Annotated in this window: 17 protein-coding genes and 2 tRNA genes; 6 read left to right on the top strand and 13 right to left on the bottom strand. The window is 34.6% G+C overall.

Translation table 11 applies throughout. The annotated features are described in order from the left end of the window. Positions 1–146 precede the first annotated feature (146 nt). Entirely contained in the window at positions 147–1,190 is a 1,044-nt protein-coding gene (locus tag LKL37_RS14220; protein WP_431611189.1) for an ETX/MTX2 family pore-forming toxin, read from the bottom strand. Between the two features lie 454 nt (positions 1,191–1,644). Between LKL37_RS14220 and LKL37_RS14215 the strand changes: the two genes are divergently transcribed. Continuing rightward, the gene (locus LKL37_RS14215) at positions 1,645–1,812 is read left to right on the top strand and encodes a bacteriocin-like protein (protein WP_164976724.1); all 168 of its coding nucleotides are present in this window, start codon (positions 1,645–1,647) and stop codon (positions 1,810–1,812) included. 11 nt (positions 1,813–1,823) lie between these two features. Here LKL37_RS14215 and LKL37_RS14210 read toward each other — a convergent pair whose 3' ends face one another. Both LKL37_RS14210 and fbp read right to left on the bottom strand, forming a co-directional pair. Then, positions 1,824–2,831, bottom strand: a complete 1,008-nt coding sequence (locus LKL37_RS14210; RefSeq protein WP_431611188.1) for an o-succinylbenzoate synthase — start codon at positions 2,829–2,831, stop codon at positions 1,824–1,826. Continuing rightward, positions 2,831–3,847 (bottom strand): class 1 fructose-bisphosphatase, encoded by a 1,017-nt coding sequence (gene fbp, locus LKL37_RS14205; protein ID WP_089690140.1) that lies wholly within the window; start codon positions 3,845–3,847, stop codon positions 2,831–2,833. The genes LKL37_RS14210 and fbp overlap by 1 nt, the downstream gene beginning before the upstream one ends. Before the next feature lie 324 nt (positions 3,848–4,171). On the opposite strand from fbp, the gene LKL37_RS14200 reads away from it, so the two are divergent. From LKL37_RS14200 to LKL37_RS14185, 4 genes are all read left to right on the top strand, one after another. After that, positions 4,172–5,410, top strand: coding sequence for an aspartate kinase (locus LKL37_RS14200; protein ID WP_431611187.1), 1,239 nt, complete (start codon positions 4,172–4,174; stop codon positions 5,408–5,410). Between the two features lie 22 nt (positions 5,411–5,432). Further along, a complete protein-coding gene (locus LKL37_RS14195) occupies positions 5,433–7,274 on the top strand; it encodes a lysophospholipid acyltransferase family protein (protein WP_431611186.1) in 1,842 nt (613 codons plus the stop codon). A gap of 109 nt (positions 7,275–7,383) precedes the next feature. Then, a tRNA-Phe gene (locus LKL37_RS14190) sits at positions 7,384–7,456 on the top strand. Positions 7,457–7,684: 228 nt separating this feature from the next. Further along, positions 7,685–9,034, top strand: coding sequence for a DUF3472 domain-containing protein (locus tag LKL37_RS14185; protein ID WP_431611185.1), 1,350 nt, complete (start codon positions 7,685–7,687; stop codon positions 9,032–9,034). Positions 9,035–9,086: 52 nt separating this feature from the next. On the opposite strand, the gene LKL37_RS14180 is transcribed toward LKL37_RS14185, so the two are convergent. From LKL37_RS14180 to tssD, 8 genes are all read right to left on the bottom strand, one after another. Continuing rightward, a complete protein-coding gene (locus tag LKL37_RS14180) occupies positions 9,087–10,295 on the bottom strand; it encodes a hypothetical protein (RefSeq protein WP_431611184.1) in 1,209 nt (402 codons plus the stop codon). Positions 10,296–10,364: 69 nt separating this feature from the next. After that, positions 10,365–11,582 (bottom strand): hypothetical protein, encoded by a 1,218-nt coding sequence (locus LKL37_RS14175; RefSeq protein WP_431611183.1) that lies wholly within the window; start codon positions 11,580–11,582, stop codon positions 10,365–10,367. 13 nt (positions 11,583–11,595) lie between these two features. Then, positions 11,596–15,822: a hypothetical protein gene (locus LKL37_RS14170; RefSeq protein WP_431611182.1), complete on the bottom strand. Its 4,227-nt coding sequence runs from the start codon at positions 15,820–15,822 to the stop codon at positions 11,596–11,598. Positions 15,823–15,840: 18 nt separating this feature from the next. Next, positions 15,841–16,635: a hypothetical protein gene (locus LKL37_RS14165; protein WP_431611181.1), complete on the bottom strand. Its 795-nt coding sequence runs from the start codon at positions 16,633–16,635 to the stop codon at positions 15,841–15,843. A gap of 24 nt (positions 16,636–16,659) precedes the next feature. Beyond that, positions 16,660–16,902, bottom strand: a complete 243-nt coding sequence (locus LKL37_RS14160; RefSeq protein WP_431611180.1) for a hypothetical protein — start codon at positions 16,900–16,902, stop codon at positions 16,660–16,662. 457 nt (positions 16,903–17,359) lie between these two features. Continuing rightward, entirely contained in the window at positions 17,360–18,703 is a 1,344-nt protein-coding gene (locus tag LKL37_RS14155) for a hypothetical protein (RefSeq protein WP_431611179.1), read from the bottom strand. Position 18,704: 1 nt separating this feature from the next. Continuing rightward, positions 18,705–20,585 carry a type VI secretion system Vgr family protein gene (locus LKL37_RS14150; RefSeq protein ID WP_431611178.1) on the bottom strand — a complete coding sequence of 627 codons (1,881 nt, stop codon included), beginning with the start codon at positions 20,583–20,585 and terminating at the stop codon, positions 18,705–18,707. 128 nt (positions 20,586–20,713) lie between these two features. Beyond that, complete coding sequence (tssD, locus tag LKL37_RS14145) at positions 20,714–21,118, bottom strand: type VI secretion system tube protein TssD (RefSeq protein ID WP_431611177.1); 405 nt, start codon at positions 21,116–21,118, stop codon at positions 20,714–20,716. Between the two features lie 525 nt (positions 21,119–21,643). On the opposite strand from tssD, the gene LKL37_RS14140 reads away from it, so the two are divergent. Beyond that, a tRNA-Phe gene (locus LKL37_RS14140) sits at positions 21,644–21,716 on the top strand. Positions 21,717–21,838: 122 nt separating this feature from the next. Here LKL37_RS14140 and LKL37_RS14135 read toward each other — a convergent pair. Continuing rightward, positions 21,839–22,921, bottom strand: a complete 1,083-nt coding sequence (locus tag LKL37_RS14135; RefSeq protein ID WP_431611176.1) for an aldose epimerase family protein — start codon at positions 22,919–22,921, stop codon at positions 21,839–21,841. A gap of 4 nt (positions 22,922–22,925) precedes the next feature. Next, complete coding sequence (locus LKL37_RS14130) at positions 22,926–24,209, bottom strand: galactokinase (protein ID WP_431611175.1); 1,284 nt, start codon at positions 24,207–24,209, stop codon at positions 22,926–22,928. Between the last annotated feature and the right edge of the window lie 29 nt (positions 24,210–24,238).

The following is a 24,238-nucleotide window of genomic DNA, read 5'->3' as shown; positions in this document are numbered from 1 at the left end:
AATATTTAATGTTTAACCTCTTTTTATGGCTTTTCTTTAGAAGCTTTGAGTAAATTAACATTGCTATTCAACTATAACCGTAAAAGATTCTAATTTTAAAAATTTAAAGGCAATGAAAATCTTTTTTTTAAAATTATATTTTTTTATTATAATGGTTCAGCTTTGCTAATGATAATTTTAGTCTCTACACTAGCGATAGATGCAGCTTCGCCAGATTCAGATGTTAAATTCCCATGTGTTAAACCATAATTACTAAACCCACTATTATCTACTCCAGAGGCAGGGAGTCCCCAGAAATAATGATTATCAACTCTAGTATAATAATTTGTCCAGGCACTTCCCATAATTGACATAGGAACAGAATACTTTACTGTTGATTTTGTTATTTTCGTTATGATAGCAACCTTCACTTTTGAGTGAGCTGGAACTGGAACTGGAATTGCATCTTCGATAGTTTTTTCTGTTGACGTCTCAGTACCATCAGTAGTTTCTCCGCCTACTGTTACTTCCGTTGATACTTCACCTTTAAAAAAGCCAGTAGGAATTCCAATTGAAAGCTTTGCACCTACCTTAAGAGATCCATTTACCTTACGTTGCCAAGTGGTTTTATATCCTTGTTTATATGTATATTTTTTGGTCAGAGTTGTCTCCTTATCACCATTGTTTATTACCTCAGTCACATACGCTTCATCTGGCATTTGAAAATCTTCACTTACAACCTCTATTGAAGGCTTCCCTAGAAGAACATGAGCATCCCCCGTTTCCTGGTTAGAAACATCACCCACCTTAAGTTCCGAATTAAAATTAACTCCATCCGGACGTATATCCCTAAAAATGAATTTTTCTAAAATGACTTTAGGGTTATTTACATCGTAACCTAATTGACTTAGGTGTTGAGCAGTTAATTTAAACTTTTGCTCTTCAGAAGTTGTTGCATTCTTAGAGTAAGCATCTTCATTATTTGCCGAAAAAGAAGATTTAATATCTTTAACAACTGTCCAGCCGGCTTTTAACAAATCTGCTTCACTAATTTTAGAACTTTTTAATCCTGCTCCAATATCCTCTGATGCTGAAATTGGTTTTGTCTCATCGATGTTGTCATTTTCCGTACAAGACGAGACATAAAATGCAATGAGAAATCCTGCGCTAATTGTTTTAAGAGTATTTCTAATCTTGACTTTGTTGTTCATTTTTTAATATTTTTTTTAATTTGTCCAGTAAATTTAAATTGCTTCTTATTAAAATGCAACTTTGTTGCAAAATTCTAATCCAATTCTAAGCGAATTTTAATATGTCTCTAATATTTTTTTAATATAAGGCACAATAGGAATTAGTAATCACTATTCTGGACATTAAAAAAAGAGAGATTAATCAATAATATGATTGCGATTATTTAGGAACCAAAGTAATCTCTTATACAGGTGAAAATGGAAAAAGCTTATAAGTATATAGCTTCAAAAAAAGTAATTGAATGATTGCAGCTAATGTGATACCACTATCTCATCAGAAAACTGTTTCCATCATTTCATATCATAATATAAAATTTTCACAACTAAGTTAAATATTATAAAAATAATTCCCAACATGTTGTATAATTGAAAAAAGTTTTCGACATTTACTTGACAATCAAATAAAATTAATAACATGAAAAATCTAAAAAAAATCAACAGAGGAGAATTAAAAACGATCAAAGGAGGAAGACCACCTCTTGGATGTAATAGCTGGAATCCGGTGGCTATGTGCTGCAGATCATGGGGACCAGACTACTGTGGCCAGACTACATGTCCGGATTCACCACCACCATTATGCTAATTAACTTTTAATCATTTTTTTTTGAACCAAAGCAGCTCATTTCTGAGTTCTAAATCGGATTCAAAATTATTGACAAATAAAGCTCCAGTGCCTAAACCTTGAGGCATTGGATTTTTTTTGGTAAATGTATACTGAGCAATGGCATTCAATCCTATATTGCTTTCCAGCGCTGACGTAATCCACCAGCCTATATCCTGATTTTCTGCCAGAGAAATCCATTCATCCGAACCTGAAAAACCACCTACTAAAGCCGGTTTTAAAATAATATATTGAGGCTTAATGACTTCTAAAAGCTGTTTCTTTTTTTCAGGATCAATAATTCCGATCAGTTCTTCATCCAAAGCAATCGGAGTGGGTGTTTCGGCGCATAACTCAGCCATACCTGTCCAGTTTCCGGCTTTGATAGGCTGTTCGATAGAATGTATATGAAGATCTGCTAACTGTTGCAAAACAGTAACCGCTTCCTCTTTACTGAATCCTCCGTTGGCATCTACACGAAGCTCAAGCTGATCTTTTGAAAATTTTTCTCTCAATTTCTGGAGAATAATATGTTCGGATTTCCAATCAACTCCAATTTTTAACTTAATGCAATGGAATCCTTTTTCCAGTTTCTCCTGAATCTGTTCTTCCATATATCCTGCATCACCCATCCATATCAGACCGTTGATGGTAATGGCAGATTTTCCTTCGGTAAACTCACTTGGAAAATAAATACTGTCACCATATTTCAGATTTTGAACAGCCTGTTCATATCCAAACCAGATTGACGGAAATTCTTTCAGTTCTTCTTTCAAAAAAGCTGAATCCTGATTGATATTTTCACAAAGCCATTTTAATTTACTTTCATAATCAGGTCTGTCATCAAAGCTCAGTCCTCTGAAAATGGCACATTCTCCTATTCCTTTTTTCCCATTTTCAGAAATGGTCAGAATATAGGTCTCTTTATCAAGCAAAACGCCGCGAGATGTTCCACTCGGGCGCTTAAATTGTAACAAATATTGTAAATAACTTGCTTCCATTATTTTACGCTGTCGATACGCATAAATTCTTCAGCTTTTTCCACCATATCAATACTTCCACAGAAGAATGGAATTCTCTGGTGAAGTTCTGTAGGTTCTACTTCAAGAATTCTTCTGAATCCGTCTGTTGCTTTTCCTCCTGCCTGTTCCGCAAGAAATGCCATTGGATTACATTCGTATAAAAGTCTTAATTTACCATTCGGAGCCTGAGAGTAAGAAGGATAGATATAAATTCCTCCTTTCAGCATATTTCTGTGGAAATCTGCTACCAGAGAACCGATATATCTTGATGTATAAGGACGGTCTCCTTCTTCCATCTGGCAGTATTTAAGATAATTTTTAACTCCCTGAGGGAATTTGATATAATTTCCTTCGTTGATAGAATAGATTTTACCCGTTTTTGGGAAAGTCATATTCGGATGAGAAAGATAATACGTCCCTAAAGAAGGATCCAGTGTAAATCCGTTTACTCCATTTCCGGTAGTATACACAATCATGGTAGAAGAACCATAAATAACATATCCTGCTGCAATCTGATTGATTCCTTTTTGTAAAAAGTCTTCCAGCTGTACCGGGGTTCCTGGTTCAGTAACTCTTCTGTAAATTGAGAAAATAGTTCCTACGGAAACATTGACATCAATATTGGAAGATCCGTCCAAAGGATCGATCAATACTACGTATTTGCTTAAATGACCATTTTCACCACATTTAATATCGATAAAATCATCATTTTCCTCAGAAGCAATACCACAAACAACCTCTCTTTGAGACAAAGCCGTAATAAAAATTTCATTAGCGATTACATCCAATTTCTGCTGTTCTTCACCTTGCACATTTTGGTTTCCTGCAGCACCTGTAATATCTACAATTCCGGCTTTATTTACTTCTCTGTTTACCACTTTCGAAGCCAATCTTATTGCACTTAGAAGACGAGAAAATTCACCTGTAGAATACTGAAAATCGTCCTGCTTATCTATAAGAAATTCTCCTAAAGTCTGTAATGGTTGATTTGACATATTTTTCTTTTTACGTTTTGCCCAAATTTCGGAAAATTTATCGCATTAAGAAAATTTAATTACAAAAGAGATTAACCACTGTATTTCAATACAATACAATCAAAAAACAACATAATACAAGATTGTTATTGAAAATTATGCCTCCGAATTTGTTACATCAGACTGATGAAAAATCCAGATTATTTCAATATTTGTTGATTTTAAGGAAATCTTAATTCTATCTCTTCGCTGGGCTATTTCATATCTCGTTGTAAATTTATAATTTTGACGTCCGTAAAAAACTCATGTAATTTTTTATCTAACAATTTTATTTTTAACAATTTAATGAAAATTTTCAAGTTTGGAGGAGCATCAGTAAAAGATGCTGAAAGTGTGAAAAACGTGTCTATGGTTCTAAAAAGCCAGGGATTTGCCAAATGCTTGCTGGTAATTTCAGCAATGGGCAAGACGACGAATGAGTTGGAAAAAGTTGTAGAACTTTATTTCAAAAAGGATAACTATCAAACTGAGATTGAAAAGATAAAACGAAAACACATTGAGATTGCGGAAGGACTTTTTCCTGAAAATCATGCAGTTTTTTCTGAAATCAATCTATTTTTTGATGATATTGATTCTTTTTTAAGAAGAAATAAGTCTCCCAACTACAACTTTGTTTATGATCAGGTGGTAAGCTGCGGAGAAATGATTTCTACTAAAATTTTGAGTGAATACCTGAATGAAATTCAATTTACCAATCAATGGCTGGATGCAAGAGATTATGTAAAAACAGATAATTCATACAGAGAAGGTGCTGTAGACTGGGCAAGAACGGAAGAATTCATCTCCAATCTTAATCCTGAAATCTGCTACGTAACTCAGGGATTCATAGGTTCGGACGACAATAATTTTACGGTAACGTTAGGAAGAGAGGGTTCTGACTACTCTGCTGCTATTTTTGCTTACTGCTTAAATGCTGAAGCAATGACAATCTGGAAAGATGTACCTGGAGTAATGACCGGAGATCCAAGAAAGTTCAATGACGTATCTCTTCTTTCCAATATTTCTTATGAAGAAGCAATTGAAATGGCGTATTACGGAGCCAGCGTTATTCACCCGAAAACATTGCAGCCGCTACAACAAAAAAATATTCCTTTTTATGTAAAATCTTTCGTGGATCCTACTAAAGAAGGAACAAAAGTAGGTGCTTCCGACAAAAACCAACAGGAAGAATCTTATATTTTAAAAGAAAATCAGGATCTTTTGAAAATCTCAACAAGAGACTTCTCTTTTATTGCAGAAGATCATATGAGCTTAATTTTCGGATTTTTATCTAAATATAAGATCAAAGTTTCCCTGATGCAGAATTCTGCGATCTCCCTGGCACTGTGCCTTGAGGATAAGTTTAATCATATTGATGAGCTCAACGAAGAGCTTCAAAAAATTTTTAAAACCGAAGCAATTAAAAATGTATCTTTATTCACAGTAAGAAATGCGAAGATGGATCACATTGATAAATTTTACCATGAAAAGAATGTATTGTTAGAACAAATTTCTAAGAATACGCTTCAAATGGTAACACAATAATATTAATTGCGACTAAACACACATGAGTTTAATTTCGAAAAACGATCTGATCAAAGCTTCCGGCTTAAGTAAACTTGGGTTTCTCAAGAACCCGGTAGCATCTGCTGTGATGAGCATTGCTAAAATAAACGAAGTAAATAGATTATACGACAAACTAAAAGACAAGGAAGGCAAAGACTTTTTCGACTCATTTGTGAGAGAAAGAAACCTAAGCTATGTAGCTTTTGAAGAGGATCTGGCAAAGATTCCGAAAACGGGACCGTTTATTCTGGTTTCCAATCACCCGTTGGGTGCTATTGACGGAATTCTTATGTGCAAGGTCTTATCAGAGGTTCGTCCGGATTTCAAGGTGATGGGGAATTTCCTTTTGGAAAAAATCAAACCAATGGAACCGTATGTAATCGCTGTAAACCCTTTTGAAAACAGAAAAGAAGCTTACAGCAGCTCTTCAGGAATGCGTGAAACCCTCAAGCATTTGCAAAACGGAGGCTGTGTAGGTATTTTTCCTGCGGGAGAAGTTTCTAACAAAAACAATCCTTACGGAGAAATTTTAGATAAAGAATGGGAAAAAACGGCACTTAAGCTTATCAGAATGGCTAAAGTGCCGGTAGTTCCTATGTATTTCCATGCGAAGAACAGCCGACTTTTTTATCAGGTGGCTAAGCTTCATCCGAATTTACAGACACTGATGCTTCCCGCAGAAATGATGAATGATAGAGAAAAACCTATCAGAATCAGAATCGGGCGTTCTATTACGGTAAAGGCAATGGATGAAATGGAAACAATTGAGGAATTGGGAGAATTTCTGAAACGTAAGGTATATATGATGAAATCTTACTATGAAAAGAGAAAATCCCTTGCTCAAAGCATCAATCTTCAGAATTTATCAGTAAAATTTCCTTTGCTTAAGGAAGAAAATATTGTTCAGAACATCATCGACGAAACTCCTGTAGAAGACATTATAAAAGATGTTGACAAACTGAGAGGAACTGATAAAATGCTGTTCAGCAACGGGAATTATGAGATCTACTTTACGACTTATGAAGAAATTCCTTCTATTATGAGGGAAATCGGACGTCAGAGAGAGCTTACTTTCCGTGCAGTAGGTGAAGGAAGTAATCTTCCGTTTGACCTTGATGAATATGATAAGCATTACCACCACCTGTTTCTTTGGGATAACGGTGAGAAAAAACTGGCTGGTGCTTACAGAATGGCACTGGGTAGAGAGGTAATGAAGAAGTACGGCATCAAAGGTTTCTATACAAGCTCTTTATTTGAGTTTGAGCAGGACATTCATCCTTTCTTTAAAAAAGTGATTGAAATGGGCCGTGCCTATATCTGTCAGGAATATCAGCAAAAACCGCTTCCACTTTTCCTTTTATGGAGGGGAATTGTGCATGTATGTCTGAGAAATCCTGATCATAAATTCCTTATGGGTGGCGTGAGTATTTCCAACAAATTCTCGGAATTCTCAAAATCGCTGATGATTGAATTTATGCGTTCGAATTATTTTGATTCTGCCGTAGCTCAATATATCACTCCAAGGAACGAATACAAGGTAAAGCTTCGTGACAGGGATAAGAATATTTTCTTTGAGGAAATGGAATCTGACCTTAACAAGCTGGACAAGATCATTGATGACCTTGAACCTGAATTGAGACTTCCTGTTCTGATCAAAAAATACATCAAGCAAAACGCTAAAGTAATCGCTTTCAACGTGGATCCAAACTTCAATGATGCGATTGACGGATTGATGTATATCCGAATCAGTGATCTTCCTGAAAACACGATAAAACCTGTATTGGAAGAGATGAGCGAACAGATCAGAAAGGAGCAGGAAAATAATCCGGCTGATAATCAGTAAGTTTTTAACTTTATTCAAAAAAAGTACGATGAATACTTGCTTTGTATACTAAATCTTACTACTTTTGCATCACTTTAAAACAACGAAGTAAGTCAAACAAAAATACAATGGTTTCTTAGCTCAGTTGGTAGAGCAATGGATTGAAAATCCATGTGTCCCTGGTTCGATTCCTGGAGAAACCACTTTAAAACCTCTAATTTAGTTTAGAGGTTTTTTTGTTTTTTATATTTGGGTTCTTTCCCCACATTCTGTTCCTTCCTGAAATATTCAGGATTAATATAAAATACACCCTATTTTCATGAGTATATTTATCTAAGGATAAAAAAATTAATCAAAATAATGGGAATTAATTTTTTATTTGACAGGTAAAACTTAATTTAGTACAGTAAAACCAAATTACAAATACTATTATGAGAATAAAATTATTAGCCGATACTTTTCTGGGTATCGCTGCTCTGCTCATTTTCCAATCATGTGCAGAAACCACTCTGACAGCAGAAGACACTGCTGCTACACAAAAAAACACCTCAGCTTTAAGGAATGCATCGTCTTTCAGTGTTCCGGTTGCCGGAAATTCTTTTTTAACGGTAAAACCTTCGGGTGCCAGCGAGGTTATCACTTCCTCCAATTTAGGTAACTGGACAAACTCCAGTACTGTTATCAGCACATATTTCAGAGTGAGCAACACAGGAACGTTAAACATTGGATTAAAAGCTTCCGTTCCTTCAGGCACGAGTGTTGTAAAAGTAACTGTAGGCGGGACATCCAAAAATGTTACTTTAACCGGGTCTACTTCTAAGGATTATACCGTTGGGGATTTTACGATTTCCTCTCCTGGTTATGTAAAAGTTGATCTTCAGGGCGTCTCAAAAACCGGTGGATATTTTGCTGATGTAAGTGATGTGACATTTAGCGGAGCTGCTTCTACCGGAACCAATGTGTACAGTAATGATCCTTCCTACTATTATTGGGCACGCAGAGGACCTTCCTGTCACCTGAACTATGTAATTCCAACGACGAGTAATGTCAGCTATTATTACAACGAAGTAACAGTTCCAGCGGGAGAAGATAAGATTGGGTCTTATTTTATGGCCAATGGTTTTAGTGCGGGTTATTTTGGAATGCAGGTAAACTCTGCTACGGAAAGAAGAATTTTGTTCTCTGTATGGAGCCCATTTGAAACAGATGATCCGAATAATATTCCTCCCGATCATAAAATTGTTCTGAACAGAGCAGGTTCCGGAGTAACAATCGGCGAATTCGGCAATGAGGGTTCCGGTGGACAAAGCTATTATAAATACAACTGGGTCGCAGGACAAACCTATAAATTCTTGTTAAAAGGTGAACCTGATGGAACCGGAAAAACAGATTTTACAGCCTGGTTTTTATCTCCGGATACTACAACATGGAAATTGATAGCCAGCTGGAAAAGACCTCAGACCAGCACCTACCTTAAAAGCTTTTATAGTTTCGTTGAAAGCTTTAATCCGGAAAATGGATATCAGGGCAGAAAAGCAGAATTCAAAAATCAATGGGTAAGAACTTCAGACGGGAACTGGGCAGCTATTTCCGGCGCAAAGTTCAGCGTAGATAACACTTATAATGCAAAACAAAGAATAGATGCTATGGGAGGGTCAAATGGCAATGCTTTCTTTTTGCAGAATGGTGGATTCTTTAATACAACTGTTGCTCCCGGGTCACAGTTTACTGTTACAGCTCCTGCACAGGCACCGAACATCAATTTTTCAACACTTCCATAAAATTATGATTTAAAATAAAAGCCAGCTACTTTACTTAATAGCTGGCTTTTTATTATTCTGAATCATGTTCCATAATTGCCTGAACTCTTGCCAAACTATCTTTTAAATCAGGAAGTCCATAATAATTATTTTGTTTAAATACCGAAATAATATTTTTATCATTTACAATGCTATTATAAAGTATACTTTCAGCATTCCATACCGCGTTTCCTGAATTAACCCCAGCAAAATTCAAATAAAAAGGATCAACTGTATTGCCTATGTATGCAAGTATTTTATATTTTTCATCTGCTGTAAAATTGGTATTATCCTTCAATGCATACCCAAAGTTTTCTAAAGCATTCAGAAGTCTGTTTTCATCTGATTTTGTATGCTCTTTTATATACTTTAAAAGTTCGGTTCTTATTCCTAATTCTCCTTTACAGTTTTTAACAAAAATAATATCACCGATGTCGGAAGAGGTTTGATAATTGTTCAGATACTCATTCATCGTAAGATCATTGAACTTCAATTCCTTAGTAAAACCAAAATTTTTCACTAGCAACTGGACAAATCTTTTATCATTGTCTACCAGCCATTCTGCGTAAAGTTTATTATCATTGAATAAATACATGTTTCTGGCTATAATTGTCTGAATATTCTTTTTCCGAGTTTCATTTAAATTGGCAATATCTTTCCAATGTGGTATTTCAATATCTAAATTGTCTATACTTGATTTTCTTATTATAATGATATTTTCCACATCATTTAATTGAGAATACTCTTTTTGATGATTAACAAGTTCAGGTATATAATAGAAGTCTGTAATTATTTTTCTTTGCTTATCTATGAACAGTCCTTCATAATCTATTTCATTATTATGATACATGGCTGGTTTTCTGTCACATTTATCAAAAAAATTGACATATAAAAAATTTGATTGAGAATGTGAGTCGATAATTCTTCCAAAAATATTTTTGATTTTTTTATTAAAATCTTCAGCGCCCAAAGTGTTAAAGCCATTTGACATTAACAATTCACCAGCCACAATTGCTGCAGCTTCCAACTCCTTAGTTTCAAATTGGATTTTTTGCAATCCAGCACCAGCCTCATCAATAGTGTAAGTTGATCCTTGTTTAAGTTGTTTTTTTAAGACACTTTCTACAATACTATCACTCTGATATTTTCTGTCAATAATAGAATAAATATCTTTTTTTTCTTGCCCCTTATTATTAACACTCGTGAATAGTAGAGACGCCATCAAAACATTTAAAATTTTCATCACATTAAATTTGTGTTTAAGAAATAAAAAGAAGCATATTTTGAGATATACTTCTTTTTAATTATGAATTTAATCCGGAGCGCCAACACTATCAAATAAATCTGCATATTCGATCATTGATTTTAAATTCGGTAAATTATAATAATTATTTATTTTATATTCATTTTTAACTTTATTCCAGTCTTCTTCACCTATAAAATCTCTGTAATCAGCTAATATTGTCACTTCTCCCCAGTTTTGGCCATCGTGATGAGACTTTTTAAATATTGGATCAAAAATATTGGCTATAGCCGCCAAAATCTTCATTCTCTCTTTATCATTAAAACTATTTTTAGATTCATTATTTATAAGTTTTGAGCTTACATATTTTAATATCAATATATCATTTACATTTTTCGAATTATTATAAATAGATTCATAGGAATTAAGAAATGAGGTTCTTATATCTAATTGCCCTTCACAATCTTTAGAAACAATATAACTCAAAAGTTCATGTCCATTATTTAAGGAATTTAAATTCAGATTATTAATAACATATTCATTAAATTTTGATTCTCCATCATATCCAAAAAATTTAATAAGATTTTTAATAAAAATTTGATCATTTTGTACTAACCATGTTATGTAGGATTTATTATTATTGAAGAAATACATATTTCTGGCAACAATTGTCTTAATATTTTGTTTTCTTATATTTTTTAACTCAGCTATATCTTTCCAATAATATATTTTTATATCTTTTATATGATTATTATTCTCAGCATCATTTTCAAACTGAGATAATTCAGAATTTTTAGTATAATCCATTATTTCAGGAATACTGTATAAATCTGAAATGAAAAGCCCATTCTTAAAAACATAAGTACTGTATGGATTTACATCAATACTGTTTGAATTTTTATACAGTTTTAAGTCTTTAGAACATTTATCTTCAAAATTGATATGTAAGTACTTAGATTCTGATTTAGGATCAATTACCCTTTTGAAGATCGTATTAATTTTATTGATGAATTCTTCTGTACCTGGTTTTTTATACCCATTATCTTCTAATTCTTTTGCTATAATAGATTCTGTACTTTCTAAATCTTTCAATGTAAACTTATATGTGGGATAATCAGTTTCATTTTTCTCTCCACTTGCACCAGCTGCTAATTGTGATTTTAATACAGGAATATAAGAATCTGAATCTTGCTTTATATAATGTGTATTTGACATATTATTAGTTGGTTTCTGAGAGTTACATTTATTCATCATTAATACAATCCCTATTAATAGAATATTTTTCATAATATATTAATATTTAATTACTTCTTGTGCTTGACTGAGAATCAACATCTGCTTCACTAGTCATAACCTTTAAATTATATTCATCTTCTGTTGGGATATAAGTTGGAGGGATAACAAACCAATCAATATCATCAACTGAATATTTTGATATTTTTACAGTTCTCGCTCCTTTTACTCCTCCTTGATTTCCACCTAAACAATAATAGTGTTTACCATCTTCTGTTTTTCCTATTACAAAAGTAATATGCCCATCTCCTCCTACATTTTTCCCATCAGCACTTGCTGATTCATTTTCACCCCAATCAATTACGGCTGCCGCCCCATAAATAGGTTTACTCTTATCTAGTTGTTTCCAGAACTGCCACATAGCAGCTCTACAAGACAAAGGAGGTGGAGAATATCCTGACTGTGCAAAAACCCAACTTACAAAAGCACCACACCAATTGGTTCCCTCATTAAGACCTTTTCCATTAGAAGATTCATTAAAGTACTCACTAATTCTAGGGTTATTTTCTGAACCAGCAATAGCTTTCTGCCCAATTTCTGGGAAAGCAAAAGGCATCCACGGAGCCTTACCAGCAAGAGCCATTCCTGTATCTTTTCTTTTGCCACATTGATCTACTTTAAAAATAGCTTTTGTTCCGGTAATGTAATTACCCTCTTTCTTTTTATAAATATATTTTCCTCCCTGATAAGAAGCTCTTCTTTTATCGCGTGAACTTGTTTTACTATTGATAACATCTACAAGATCATTTATGGTTTTTAATTCATCAGTCCCATTACTTACAATTTCATTAAGTCCTTTGGTAATCCAGAAACTAATTCCTGATAAAACAGCATATTGCTCTTCCGCTAACTTTTCAGGATGTTCCTCTGTAAAATCTGTGTCTAATGTTACAAATTTTATTTCAGATAATCCAAGGCTAGCCCTATGTGCATTGTAAAATCTTTGAAATCCTTTATAATTATCTCTCCCTGTTACCATTATAAACCCTCTTCCTCTTAAATCAAATCCATCATCCGTTCCTACTCTGTTTCCCAATCTAGTTCCATATGCATTAATTCCTATTGATCTATCATTTAAAGCATCTTGTTTACATCTTTCAGTATTACCTTTATAATATGCTAAATCACTATTAAATAATGTATTATAACTATAACGCAAATCTTCAGTTAAATTTACTAAATCTGTTTCTGTCCTCACTTGTGAAAAGAAATGAGCCTTACGTCTGCAAGTATTTATATTAAATTTCTCAAAATACGTATTAATATAAGGCAGACATTTTTCTATTAAAGATTTATTTCCATTAAAAAAAACTTGCTTTAATTCTTCCAAAGTAATCTCTGCTTTGCATCGTGGACATTCACCTCCATCCCTCTTCACCTCCGCCATTTCCACAACAACAGGCATTACATCATTATCAATAGCTTCGGGTGTTTCTTTTTGAGATACTTTCAGGCAGCCACTTTCATAGAAGATAAATTGCTTTCTAAGTTCCAGCATTTCTTCTTTTGTGAAGGGAGTTCCGTCTTTTTTATAAGCTTTAATCCCCAATTTCTCCATATCTTCTGTTCTGACAAGATCGGCAGGAAGTGTATTGTTGATGGTCAACTGGCTTTTTTCTATTTTCCAGACTTTCTTTTTGGGATCAGCAGGATCCTGAACCTGACGGGAAACCTGTGCTATATAGTAATCAAAGTTTTTCGGTGGGTTTTTCCATTCTTCCTTTGCTGTAAACGAAACTTCAAGTAAGCCGTCTTTTCCTGTTTTTTCTTCGTTGTAGCTCTGTTTGCTTTCGTGGGTATACGTGATATGATCTTGTTCGTTCAGTCCTTCTTTAGGGATCTCCTTAAGAACGTCAATCTTCAAAACTTCCTCTGTCATATTCACGGTATGTACCCAAAGTTTATGAGTTTTACCATAGAAGGTCTGCATCCGCTGAATGTCTTTACCATCTTCGGTAGAAAACATAATGGAGACAATTTTCTGTTCGGAAGTGATCACCAATTCTTCATTAGCATCTAAAACTTCAAGACAAGTTGTGGTATTGTCTACAACTACAGGACGCGTTCCCTGAATGGTAATATTCCCCGGAAGTACGATATCTCCAGATGAGCTTGCCTGAAGCTCTACTGTAAACACAATACGGTAGGACGGATTAGGATTCTCTGTTGTTTTTGGAATAGCAGCCAGTAATTTTTTCTTGTAATCGTCATTGGTAGTAATAAGGAAGGACGCTTTGCCTTCATTGTTCAACGTGACTGTTTTCTCCTCCAGCATGTATTTGTCTTTCTCTTTATAGAAATCATCGCCTTCTCCTTTTACCCATACTTTTACTTTTAAAGCCTGATTCTGAAGTCCATCAATTTCAATAAATCCGTAGGTTTCTTCTCCAAATCCGGTTTCGGTACGTTTTACTCCGGTTCCATAAGCCCAAAGTGCTCTTTTTACGGCAGGTTCTGAGACTTTTACTTTAGCTTCTATTTTCTTCCCGTCGGTATAATCACCTGTTAAATATACGGAAATCGTGTATTCTCCGAGATCATTAAATGTAATGGTTCCGTCTCCGTTATTGGTCACTTTATCCGGAACTTCTATTTTTATAGCTTCATTGCCTGCCAATGCAGCGATTCTTGCTGTTGCTGTATATTTTATTTTTGTTCCTTTCGGAATATTGGCAGCCGGAAGGGTAAATTTATCAATGATATTTTGAATGACTTCAAAGTTAAAGCAATCTGATCCGGAAAAGCCAGGCTGTTTTCCAGTTCCCAGCGGATTAGCGTAGGCTTCAAGTATATATTTACCGAAATACTGATTACTGGCTAATTTTGCATCATTATAAAGCAATTCAGCAACTTTTTTATTGATTATCCCTGTCCTGAAGGAAGGTGAATTTTCAAATAAAGCCACTCTTCCAATACCTTCTTTTTTAAGATACCAGTACACGGAAGTACCGGAAGGCATATAATTGACATTAAACTTTGAAGCCTGCACTTTAATGGTATCACTGAATCTCACCAGACCGGGTTCTCCCTTAACCCCCATTACTCCAAGACTGTTTTCGATTTGAATTTCTACAGACTGCGGTTTGGGATCTGTAGGATCTGTAAAAGCTTCTACAGTATATTTACCTGCATTTTTAAAAATAAGAATCACACGATCGCCTGCGCCTGTTACAGAAACAAGATGAGAAGATGAGGCTCCGGAAGAACTGTTATACAAGACTGCCGTTCCTTGTTTTACGATCCAGTGAACGGTATTTACAGGCATAAAGAATCCTCTGTTCAGTATTTTTGTCTGATCCGTCGTACTGTTGAGTTTACGCTCAATAGATAAGGGTAAAGGAATATTGATCAACGTTGAAGAACCGGGACTGACAATTTTCTTGACAAAATCCTGTATGACCTCTACGTTAATAGAACATTTGGCATCACCAGCTTTTTTACCATAAGCTTCCAGTCTGTACTTTCCTTCAGTAAGCCCGTCGAATATTTTACTCATGGACTGGCTGAAATTGCTCCCCAATCCAATAAATGTTTTTATTTTATCTTTCGTTCCTTCTCCTTTGAAAAGTGCCCAGATAATCTTTTTCTCATCCCCTTTGAACTGAGCTTTCAAATCCAGATTATCCCCGCCAAAAGGGTTCATAATAGGAAGAAGCGGGCCATTCATTCCTTTAATATAATAGTAAGTGCTACTTAGTTTATCTGTTGGTATTGGTCTTACCATTGAAATTGATGACACTGCTATATTTGCCTCAGAAGCAGAAGATGAGGGCCATTGCGGAGAAATGTTGGCTACGGAAAACTCGTCGGCTTCTTTCACTTCTATTTGCGAAACATTATTAGCCTGGCCCGTCGTTGCAAAAGCAATGGTTCCAGGAACACCATATCCAGGGCAGTTTCCGGTAGAAGCATCCAACAGGATTTTCATACTCTTGTTGAATTCTACGTTTTCATAATAGTCTCTATATTTGATATTGCATTTGCCTTTGCAAGGATAAGTTTTGCCATCTGAACCTTTACAGTTTCCGAATCCGTTTCCTCCTCCGAAGCTTTCAGCTTTGTCATCAAGATATGTTGCTACAGGTTTATTCTGTGCAAAATATTTGTTTTTGCCCAGCTTTTTTTTCTGGCTTTTCACTTCCATCGGAACGGCTGTTCCATTGGAATTGTTGGTTACAGAGCTGCTGCAGTATGCTGTAGCTCCTTCTATAATGATGTATCCTTTATCCGCCATGTCATTTGTTCATAAAGATTAAGTCATTGTAATCGTTTCCCGGTATACTGTTTTTTCTCCATCTGACAATATAAAGTCAGCTTTCTTTTTGGAATACTGCTTTTTATGGGAGTTGTATTCCATTTCTATTTGTAATTTTACCTTATACTGTCCCGCCTGATACAGATATTTTTTATCTAATTCCTTTTGTATTATTTCCGGAACTTTAATTTCAGAAGTAAAAAGGGCATCAAAACCATATTCTCTCTGTTCTGCAATGATAATTCCTAAGCATTCTACATCTCCGATTCCTTTGATATTCCACATGATGGATTCTTCATTTTTTCCACCGTTATCAACATAATACGGAGCAAAGAGCAAAAGATTCCAAAAGGGTTCTTTAAGTTTATTTTTATAAAAACCAGCTTCATCTTCATATGCTGACAGATATTGATTTCTGAAAACATCCACATTCTGGTATTTTTCCTGAAGTCCTGCTGTTTTGAGCTTCCAGTTTTCTATATTTTTCTGATGATCTGCAGCACTTAGAAAGCTTCCTTTTTCATCCACTTTTATTTCCAGCGGATAAGAGCTTTGTTCCAACACATGCAGAATTTCCATGAATTTATTTTCAGATGGAAAAGAGGAATCTTCTGCCTTTTCTATCAGCCAGTTTTTGGTGTGATCTTCATTTACTTTTTCCTGCAGCACAATTTTAAAAGATGAATAAAACCCTTTTGCTTCTCCAAACTGTATTTCAAGAGCATTTTCCACCTGATAATGGTGGATTCCTGATGTATATCTCTGAAAAGGTTTTACTCTCGTTTCTACCATATTGGTTTTATTATTTTCTGTAATTTAAAAGTCATTCCACTCTCTATGCAGTTCGCTGATTTTATTGATCATAAAATTGATTATCCATCCGGAGAACATACCAATCGACAAATAAATCAATGTTTTCAAACTAAAAACCGAGCTGAAAACAAATCCAACACTTAAATGGTCTTCTAATGAAGCTGTATCAGCATTATCAACCATTGAGTCCCATATTGAGAATAATATTCCTATAAATCCTCCTGCATTTATGATTCTTTTCTTCATTTTGGAATAAAATATTTCTTCATTAATTTTACTGTTACCTACTTTTAGAAATCAAAATGCTTATCTATAATTTTCTCTATAACCACCCAAATTGTCACTTTTATTGCAGATTATTAAGGTTATAGTTATAAAAATTAATGTAGAAGGCCTCATACTATGGTTTTATTGATAAGCAATATGAGATTTTTTATTCATCTAATAATTATCCAATACTTAAATTGAATTCATTTCTGTTTTCTTCTAAATATCAGAATACTAATACCAGACAGAAAAATCATTATCAAAACAGAATATAACACTGTTGACAAAAATTCTCTGTCATACTTAGTACTATCAGGAATACCATCTCCGTACAATTCATCATTTTTGTAAAAGGAATAGATAACATATGCCCTTATTAGAAAAACAACTCCTAAAGATATTATTATACCTATAGCTATTTTAGATTTATTATTTATTATTCCCATAAAATGCTTTTTGGATCGAAATCAGGAATTACTTTTTTATAATTACTTCGCTTAACAACTTTAACTATTATCTGAGCTTTATATTCAGCTTCTAATTTATGTATTTTATCAACTATATTTTGCCAAGGTCGATTTGATGTGTGCTTACTATATTCATTATTATTATGAGCTGCAAATGCCGATTTTATATCGGGTTTTATATCTTCTGGTTCAACAAAAGCAAAACATCCCAATGACCCTCCAAGCCAATGGATTCCGACCTCCTCGATCTTATAACTTGTTCCTGTAGGTATTCCTGTTGTAGGAGAAGAATATTGAACTTCTACTGGCCTTTTCATTGTCCGCCCTCTAGTATAATGTCCTCCAATATGAATATTTACATTCGTAACCTCATCTATTTTATTTCTACTATGAGTAATAGGTGTTTTATTATCCAATTTATAATTTGTATAAATTGGTTCTGCAGGTAAATTTGCTTTTCCTGCAAAAGAATGTAATTCAAAAGCATCTATTTTCATTAATCCTTTATATTGAGATGGAACAAAACTATGAGCAACTTTATAAGTGTTTTGATTACTTTCTTTAGGTTCAAAGGCTCTGTTTATCATAAAATATTTTCCATCTTTCTCATCAATTTTTTGCCATCCATCCCTGGTAACACCAAAACTCCCATGTTCTACAACTTCATTTCCCTCATAGTATTTTATTGTTACACTATAAACATTAACAATACAAGCAGGAAACTTATCTTTTAACATTGTCGTTGTAAAGTCATCTGCTACATCAAACAATCTCATTATGGAATACCCAACTGATTTATCTGTAATTTCTAATTCTATATGTTTTGTAAATACTTCTATACTTGCGTTTTTATTTGGTGTTTTAAAAAAGGCAAATACACGAACTCTCATTACCTGACTATTATCAGAAACAAAAAAAGAAATCTTCTCTTCTCCAGTTACTTGCATAGCATTCGAAATACTTCCATCATCATATTGTATTGCCCATTTAAGATTTTTCACTTCTGCTTTAGTAGGAGTTCTATTATATTGGGTTACTTTATAAAAATATTTTCTTTCTTTTTCTATAACCGTTACTTCTTTTGTACATGCAAAATCTTCATAACATTTTACTTTTAAAACTCTCACTGGAAGAGTTTCTTTTTTCGCCTGATATTCATCAAATTTCTTCCCTCCCTTTTTTCCATAAAAGGTATTTTCCTGTGGAGATTTAAAATCCAAAGTACCCTTGGAAGCATCTTTCATGATCTGTTCTGCCTCTTTGTAGGATTTCCCAAAGACATTCCGTACGATATTTCCGCCTTCGCCCGCCATATTACTGCATTTTTACCTGTTTACCACTATTGATAAGGACTTCCTTGGCACTTTCTACATTAATGGCATCTTTTGTACTGATGTAAGAGCCAGCTTCCATATTTTCCGTAATATTTTTAGCTGTAGATTTTCTGCCGGCTTCAGCCGTTTCAATAATATTGCTTGCTGTAAGGTTATAATCATCATTGGCTGTTTCCGTGATATCTTCCCCAGCCATGATATTTACATTCCTCTGAGCAGAAGCGATGATATTTTTCCCTGCGCTGATCTGTACATTTTCTCCTGCAGTAAAGGTGATATTTTTGGGAGCATTCACTACAATATTGCCTTTTCCATCCATGAGGTAAGTATTACCACTTGGATCTTCAATGAAAATACTTCCTTCCTGATCGTTAAAGATTACTTTGTTTCCGCTTCTTGTCTGAATAGATTTAAGATGATTATTAATACTGCCTCCCAATGCAACCTGTCCGTGAAACATTCCTCCCATGGCAAATGGAAAATCCGGGTGATGATATTCAAAACCGACCATTACCTGATCTCCTACTTCCGGTACTGCTACAAAACCTCTGTTTTGAGTGATCATATCTGTTCCTCCGGCATCGGGGCTCATCATTCTGATAAAATGAGTGGTATCCGGATTTTTCTGCCAATCGAATCTTACCTGTATTCTTCCCTGATTAAGCGGATCTGTATTGGAAATAACGGTGGCAACCTGCGGTTCGGCTTTAGGTAATATAAAATCTGGTTTCGGCATAAAGCCTGTTCCTTCAGCAATGGCTTCAAAACTACCGTTGTAATATCCTCTGGCATTGACTTCGTGATTCACTTCAGTGATGGTGAGTTTTGTAAAGTAGGACGTTTGACTGGTATCCGGCTTACGCATTTCAATGTCAGCAAGGCATCCGGGATATAGAAACGGAACTGTCGTATTTCCAGCAACAGTAAATACTTCCACGGCAGCGCTTCCGGCAGCACTTTTCTGGGAATCGCTTACATCCATAAACATATTGGCATTGATGGGTACGGGCGACAGAGATGGCGTTTTAAAGATACTGTTGTTGAGTTCATATGCTTTTGAGGGTATTTCTCCCAAATGTCTGATATTATTTTCAGAGCCTTCCATTTTAGTATGGCTGCTGCTGTTATACCCAAAAAACTGAGGATTGGTATGTACCGCATTCAGTTCTACCTGTACATCGCTGGCATTGTTTCCGTATACGAGGCGAATTGGTTTTTCTGAAGGGGGAAGTTTCCCGAAATGAAGAACTTCACCATCGTAATAAAACTGTTCTCCATAAGCTTCTGCAGTTCTTGCAAGATAGTTGTAATGGGTTTCGTTATATTGTGAACTATAATTGATATAGCTTTTATTCTGAGTATCTACTCTGAAATCAAATTTCTCTGATCCCAGCGCTTCTTTAAATATTTTGTTGGCAATGATTCCGGTATTCACAGCCTGATCTCCACCAAAACTCTGGGTATGGGGAGCTGCATCCATCAGGATGGTTGGGCTCTGCCCCCGAAGTACAATATTTCCAAGACTCATTTTTTCCTGGCTGAATGCGGCTTTGGTGATAACCCCTACAAAGGTTCTTTCCGGGCTTTCGCTTTCGTAATCTTTGTATTTGAAAACGATGGTAATTCTTTTCCCCAAAAACTGGCGGGCTTGTTCCAGGGTATGGTTTTGAGCTTCCCCAAGTGAATCATGGGCCAGAATAAGTTCAAAATTATGATGACGTCTTACACTTTGCTGCAGACGAAAATGCTTGAAGTGTTTGATGATTTTACCTTCAATCACAATATCCAGTTTTACCACACGGTTGATCCCGGGAATATGATTCTCAGAAATCTTATCGGAATTCGAGGTGCTTTTTTTCATAGTGATTAGGTGTTTTTTTTCAGAACTTTATTATAAATAAACAGTTGTGCTATAAGGTTAAAAAAGGCAGAACAGCAGCCCTTGAACCGGGTGTACCATTCTGCCTGATATTTAAATTCTGAATAGATTTAAGAAGGCCATGCTCCGAAATAAGAAGAATTCCCCAGGTCAATCTGTTCTGCACTTACCACAAAGCTGATGTACATGCTATTTTCATCTACTGCATCGAAATCTACTTCGTGCTGAATTACGTAACCGTTTGTCCATTTCAATGTTGTCAAGGTTCCTTCTTCGTGAGATTTATTGAAAGTAATCTCTCCTACTGTAGGCTTGTACTTTCCGTTCAGTAAACTTTCCAGGATATCTGATTTATCAGTAGCTTCCACCGTGATTTTGATAAGAGCATTAGAAGGATCTGATGCTACACGTCCTGATACGTCAGTAGCTCTTGATACGCTGTAGTTCAGTTTTAATAGCTTTTGCCCTTCACCGTTGTTGAATTTTAAAATTCCTCTTGAATTTCTTTCTGCCATGATTGTAAATTTTGATCGTTATTATTTTTGTGATTTTTGTTTTCTATATCACCAAATATAGATGTATTTATAAAAAACAAATTTAATTTATGATTAAATTTTAAAAAATGTCGTAATAGTACGACTAACGCTTGTTAGGCAATTTATACACTATAAATCAAGTGTTTGACATTTACAGCTATTTATATTCAAAGTAATTTAATTACTTGTTTAATATTCTATAAAACAGAGAAATAATGGGAAATTATTTTCTTTCAAGAACAGATAAGGACAGTACTATCAGAACAAAAAACAATTTCAGCATTGAAAATACACTGACAGGAAACTGCTAAAAATAATATTCTGGAAAAAATGAAAAAAAAATTAAGACCCATCAAAATACTGATGAACAGATCATTGAAACCAAAAACAAGCTATACCAACATATTCTTTCAAAAAAATAAATGAAAAAACTTGCGCGGTATTATAAAATGTTATACTTTTGCATCACTTTAAAACAACGAAGTAATAAACGAAAACATAAATGGTTTCTTAGCTCAGTTGGTAGAGCAATGGATTGAAAATCCATGTGTCCCTGGTTCGATTCCTGGAGAAACCACTAGAAATTAAACAATTTCTAACAAACCCTTCAAATTTTACAATTTGAAGGGTTATTTTTTTGATCATATGTCAAAGGAAAGTGTCTGTATGAAGCTAATAAGTTCCTCAAAATTTAACCAATTATTTTTGACTATCAAATCTAATTTTACTGTCAATAATTGAGAATTTGTAAATAGTTGAATGTTCATATACATTTTTAGGAGTTAGGATTGGTGATGGAAAATGAGATTGATTAATTGCATCGGGGAAATTTTGCGTTTCTAAACAAAATGCCTCTCTTTCCTGGTATATGTGATTCTCTTTTCCTTTTTCATTATTTATCCAATTGGCAGTATAAAATTGTAAGCCCGGCATAGTGGTAAATACTTCCATTTTTCTACCCGATTGCGGCTCTATAGCGGTAGCGGCTAACTCTAAACTATGCATACGGTGTTTTAAAACAAAATTATGATCATATCCATTCCCAATAGCAAGCTGATCGTGACCAGAATCAATTCTATCTCCAATACCTATTAAGGAAGTAAAATCAAACGGGGTATTTTTTACAGTTAAAATCTCACCTGTAGGTTCATTAGTTTTTGTAAGAGGCGTATAAAAATCAGCCTCCATCTGCAATTGATGATTATATATTGTTCCACTACCTTCTCCTGCCAAATTAAAATAAGAATGGTTCACCAGATTGAGTATAGTTTCCTGATCTGTTGTCCCTGAACAATCTAATCGCAATTCATTCTTTTCACTAATAGAATAGGTTACTGTTACAGTTACTGTACCCGGATACCCCTCTTCCCCGTCAGGAGAAGTGTATTGAAAAGTCACTTTCGAGGCAGAAGACTCTTTAACATCCCATATTTTTTTATCAAAACCAATCGAACCACCATGCAAATGATTGCCTCCATCATTAACTGTTAATGCGTATTCTTTTCTGTTTAATGTAAATTTTCCTTTTTTAATACGATTAGCATATCTACCACAAATAGCTCCTTGATAAGACTCATTATTATCAATATATTCTTGTGCTGTATCATACCCCTGCACCACATCTGCCAATTTCCCATCTTTATCTTTAACATTAATACTAACTATGATTGCACCATAATTAGTGATTTGTACAATCATCCCATTCTTATTTTTCAAAGTAAATAATTGCACTTTTTGATTGTTGTGAACTGTATTAAAAGCCACTTCATTGATGACACCCATTATTTTAAAAGTCTAATTTAACAGCTCCTTTTTGTCGAATAAATAAAGCATGACAAGAACCTGCACCAAATAAATGATTTAAAGTTGTAATATATCTTTCAAGCAAATCCTCAGGAACAAAGGCTTGTATCGTTCCTGCAAATCCTCCCCCATGCACACGCCAGGCTCCAGCACCTTTTAATATGACTTCGCTATACGCCAATCCCAATGAAACTGCTTGTTCTTTTATGTTACTTGATACATAAACATTTTGATTATACATATACGAACTGTGTCCTGAATCTATTACCAATTGCAAAAATTTTTTAAAATCCTTCTTCTCTAATGCCGATACTTCATCTACTACCCGGTCATTTTCGCATTCAAAATGAATTGCTCTTAAAATAGCCCGATCTCCCACTTTCTGACGAATAGAAGGTGCAACATCCATTACTTTTTCCAAAGTAGTTTCTCTCAGTACGTTACATCCTAAATGGGCAGCAACGTCTTTCATCTCTTTAGGTAAAACAGCATATTCATGATTCAAATTGGTATGATCCCCTCTAGTATCTGTAATGACTAAAGAAAAACCAGTAGATTCAAAATCAAAATCTACTTTCTTAACAATAGGATTCTCTACATCAGCAAAATCAATGCTTACCAATCCTCCTACCGAACAAGCTACCTGATCCATTAATCCACAAGGTTTTCCAAAGAAAACATTTTCTGCATATTGTCCTATACGAGCATTTAATATAGGATCTAATTTACCTTCATTAAATAAATGACTAACGATTACTCCTATTAATACTTCAAATGATGCTGACGAACTTAATCCAGAACCTTTAGGAACGCATCCGTCAATTACGGCATCAAATCCTCCTATTTCATATCCCAATTCATTTAATCGGGCATTAATCCCACGGACAAGAGCGTTTGGAGTTGAAAATTCATTTTCATTGGGTATAAGATGAGTTAAATCTACTTCAAATGTTTGATAACCTGACGATTTAATGCGAATTATATTTGAATTATTTTTAGCAGCAATGGCAATATTATCTAAATTTACTGCGCCCGCTAATACGCGACCATGATTATGGTCTGTATGATTGCCCCCTATTTCGGTTCGTCCCGGTGAGCTGAATACAGAAACCTCTTTATCACCAAAAACTTCTTTGAAACGAGTTAATGTTTTGGTATATCGGATTGCCTGCTGATGTAATAATTCTGAATTTCGTCCATATAATTCTCTAAAAAAAGGGACTTCACCCTCTTTAATTAAAGAATCAATATATTTAATATTTGACATTTATTTGTATCTAATTTATAAAACAGCCT

It is taken from the genome of Chryseobacterium sp. 'Rf worker isolate 10' (assembly GCF_050753305.1).
Classification (GTDB): Bacteria; Bacteroidota; Bacteroidia; order Flavobacteriales; family Weeksellaceae; genus Chryseobacterium.
This window is presented reverse-complemented; position numbering and strand designations above follow the sequence as displayed.